Origin of the sequence: Streptococcus mitis, from assembly GCF_946190335.1 — a bacterium.
Lineage (GTDB): Bacteria > Bacillota > Bacilli > Lactobacillales > Streptococcaceae > Streptococcus > Streptococcus mitis_CH.
On record NZ_CAMHZN010000011.1, the window covers coordinates 1 to 383 of the forward strand.

Genomic DNA, 383 nt, shown 5'->3' on the forward strand with positions numbered 1-383 from the left:
GCAGGACGTGACGGCCGTGATGGACGCGACGGAAAAGACGTATTGAACGGCAAAGTTGATCCAACAACAGAAGGTAAAGACGGCGATAAATACGTTAACACAGAAACAGGTGACGTTTTCGTTAAGAATAACGGCAACTGGGAAAAAGAAGGTAACATCAAGGGACCTAAGGGTGATAAAGGTGCAGAAGGTGCGCAAGGACCTAAAGGTGCGGATGGAGCTCAAGGTTTACCAGGACGCGACGGACGTGATGGAGCACAAGGACCTGCAGGACGTGACGGACGTGATGGACGCGACGGAAAAGACGTATTGAACGGCAAAGTTGATCCAACAACAGAAGGTAAAGACGGCGATAAATACGTTAACACAGAAACAGGTGACGT

General features: G+C 49.3%; 1 pseudogene. It reads left to right on the forward strand.

The annotated features are described in order from the left end of the window. A pseudogene (locus tag N8O43_RS09590) lies at positions 1–383 on the forward strand (collagen-like protein); the annotation flags it as partial.